At 54.2% G+C, this 2,941-nt stretch carries 3 protein-coding genes; all 3 read left to right on the top strand.

The window, feature by feature from the left end; translation table 11 throughout:
• Nucleotides 1–342: 342 nt before the first annotated feature.
• From KOO63_14735 to KOO63_14725, 3 genes are read left to right on the top strand one after another with little or no spacing between them, the layout of a single operon-like run.
• Nucleotides 343–1,356 carry an RnfABCDGE type electron transport complex subunit D gene (locus KOO63_14735; GenBank protein ID MBU8923072.1) on the top strand — a complete coding sequence of 338 codons (1,014 nt, stop codon included), beginning with the start codon at nucleotides 343–345 and terminating at the stop codon, nucleotides 1,354–1,356.
• 32 nt (nucleotides 1,357–1,388) lie between these two features.
• Nucleotides 1,389–2,111 carry an RnfABCDGE type electron transport complex subunit G gene (locus KOO63_14730; GenBank protein ID MBU8923071.1) on the top strand — a complete coding sequence of 241 codons (723 nt, stop codon included), beginning with the start codon at nucleotides 1,389–1,391 and terminating at the stop codon, nucleotides 2,109–2,111.
• Nucleotides 2,111–2,806, top strand: coding sequence for an electron transport complex subunit E (locus KOO63_14725; GenBank protein MBU8923070.1), 696 nt, complete (start codon nucleotides 2,111–2,113; stop codon nucleotides 2,804–2,806). Before KOO63_14730 ends, KOO63_14725 begins: the two co-directional genes overlap by 1 nt.
• Nucleotides 2,807–2,941: the final 135 nt, after the last annotated feature.

Genomic DNA, 2,941 nt, shown 5'->3' with positions numbered 1-2,941 from the left:
CTGATGGATTGTATAGAGTGCGGTTGCTGTGCCTATGTCTGTCCGTCGAGAAGGCCGATGGTCCACCACTTCAGGAGGGCCAAGGCGGAGATCAGGAACAAGGCAAAAAAGGCTGGTTGATCCATCCGGCCGCCCGGATAACTGGAGGTTCTTTTGGAAGACAATTTGGAAGGAAAAGTCCCGGAAGAAAAGAAGCCATCTGCCGATGGGGCTGCTGAGAAGCCAGCGACGCCGGCCGACGGGCCCGCCGAGAAGCCAGCGGAGCCTGCAGAAAAACCGGCTGACAAACCTGCTGCGGCAGCTGGCCCGCCACCGGTGACCAAACCGAAGAAGAAGGACGAGATCGGACCTCGCTTTATCGTGAGCTCTTCACCTCATCTTCACGACGGCAGGACAGTCAGCTCGATCATGCTGCTCGTCGTCTACGCCCTTCTGCCCGCGAGCCTGTTCTCCGTATACGCGTTCGGGTTCGGCGCGCTCAAGGTGATCATAACGTCTGTCGCTTCAGCGATGCTTTTTGAAGCGTTGAGCCAGAAGATGATGGGGAAACAAATCAGGCTGGCCGATTTCAGCGCCGTACTTACAGGACTTCTTCTGGCCCTGAACCTGCCTTCGACGAGTCCATGGTGGCTGGTCGTGACGGGTAACTTTTTTGCGATAGTAATAGCCAAACAGCTGTACGGAGGCCTGGGCTACAATCCGTTCAATCCGGCTCTGATAGGGCGTGTCGTACTACTCGTATCCTTTCCCGTTCATATGACGGCGAGGTGGATAAAGGCGACCCCGTTCGGGTCGAACCCGTTCGGAGTCGACGCGGTGACTACCGCCACTCCGTTGACTATGGCCAAGGAGAGCCTGGCGACACTTGGACATATCGAAGTACCCTTCGGTACTCAGGAGATAATGGACCTGCTACTGGGCAACCGCGGAGGTTGTCTTGGTGAGACTTCGGTCCTTCTTCTGCTCGCCGGAGGCCTGTTCCTTATATTTAAAAAGGTGATCAGCTGGCATATCCCGGTATCGTTTATCGGCTCTGTATGGGGGCTGACCGGCATATTCTATCTGATCGATCCTACGAAATACGCCAACCCGTCTTTCCATGTGATCAGCGGTGGTCTTATACTCGGTGCCCTTTTCATGGCGACCGATTATGTCACCAGCCCCGTGACAAAAAAGGGAATGCTGATCTTTGGAGCAGGATGCGGACTCATAACGGTCCTGATAAGGCTGTGGGGTGGATATCCCGAAGGTGTCAGTTTTGCGATATTACTCATGAATGCGGCCACGCCGCTGATAGACAGGTTTACAAAACCGGCCGTATTCGGTGCGGTTGACAAGCAGAAAGCGGCGGCCTGAAAGATGCTGCAGTCCGCGGAAGGTGCGTACAGATGAAAGAGATCTTCAGACTTTGTTTGGTATTGACATTGATCGCGGCCATTTCTGCCGGAGTGTTGGCCTATGTGAGCGAATTGACGGAAGAGCCGATAGCCAAAGCTATGCTCGAGGAGAAGATGGATGCTATCAGGAACGTCCTTCCTGTTTATGATAATGATCCCTATGTCGACCGCAGAAGCATCGATGTGGAGGGTAGTGAAAGTGTCGAGATCTATCCCGGAAAGAGCGGCGGAGGACTGGTCGGTGTGGCGTTTGAGGTCGTTGCCCCTGATGGATATTCAGGCGACATCAACTTCATGATAGGTGTCAACATGGATGGAGTCGTCCAGGGAATAGAAATATTGAAACATCTCGAGACTCCGGGACTGGGCGCGAAGATAATCGAAGAGGACTTCAAGGCACAATACAGGGGCAGGAGCCTGACGGATCCGGAGAACTGGGCCGTGGCCAAGGATGGCGGGACATTTGTCTCGATCTCCGGCGCGACCATTTCATCGAGAGCGATCACGACGGCGACGATGCTGGGGCTGGGTTTCTTCAGGGATAATCTTGGCAGGATCGCCGGCAGCGAAGGCGGACATAATGTCGCGCCCGGCGGTGAGTCTGTCGATGGCGTGCCTGCCGCTGGAGATTCCGTTCATGTGCAGGCCGGCGGGGATAGCGCGACAGCCGATGACAATGATGCGACAACAGAAAATAACGGAGGGGCGGAATAATGAGAGCCTGGAACGAGTTTATCAAAGGATTCTGGAGCGAGAACCCTGTTTTCAGGTTGTTGCTGGGTCTCTGTCCGACGCTGGCCGTAACGACATCGGCGGAGAACGGGATCGGAATGGGGCTGGCCACGACATTCGTTCTTTTCTGCTCGAACACCGTTATATCCCTGCTTCGAAAAGTCATTCCAAAGAAGGTCCGGATCCCGGCGTTTATCGTCACTATCGCGACCTTCGTTACTATAGTCGATCTGGTGATGAACGGGTATTTCCACGCTCTTCACAAGAGCCTCGGACTGTTCATCCCCCTTATCGTCGTCAACTGTATCATCCTGGGGCGTGCCGAGGCATTCGCCTCAAAGAACGGCCTGTTCTATTCGATGATTGATGGCCTTGGGATGGGGCTGGGTTTCACCCTGTCGCTTTTCGTCCTTGGAGGTATCAGGGAGATCCTCGGGAACGGGAGCATCCTCGGTATATCGATATTCGGCAGCGGGTACAACCCTCTGCTTCTCATGATCCTGCCTCCGGGCGCATTTATCGTGCTGGGTATTCTGCTTGGGCTGATGAACAAGACGGAGATATCTCTGGCCGAGAAGCAGGGCAGGACTCCCATGATCAAGAGGGAACACGACTGTTCGACCTGTGTGATACACAAGAAGTGGTTTGGGCTGGGAGAAGGACCCGAGGGGGAGTAGAAGGCTACTCCCTATAATATGTGTTTGCAGGCGAACAAATCTTACAAATACAATTGATTTATTAAACGATTCTTTCAGGGCACCTGTTTTACACGCAGGGGGTCACTGGTTCGAGTCCAGTATTGCCCACCACTT

Source organism: Candidatus Latescibacterota bacterium (assembly GCA_019038625.1).
GTDB lineage: Bacteria > Krumholzibacteriota > Krumholzibacteriia > Krumholzibacteriales > Krumholzibacteriaceae > JAGLYV01.
This window is presented reverse-complemented; position numbering and strand designations above follow the sequence as displayed.

Bases quoted from the DNA above. Each gene is read 5' to 3' on its own strand.
- KOO63_14730 (MBU8923071.1), top strand. From the start codon at position 1,389: ATGAAAGAGATCTTCAGACTTTGTTTGGTATTGACATTGATCGCGGCC.
- KOO63_14725 (MBU8923070.1), top strand. From the start codon at position 2,111: ATGAGAGCCTGGAACGAGTTTATCAAAGGATTCTGGAGCGAGAACCCT.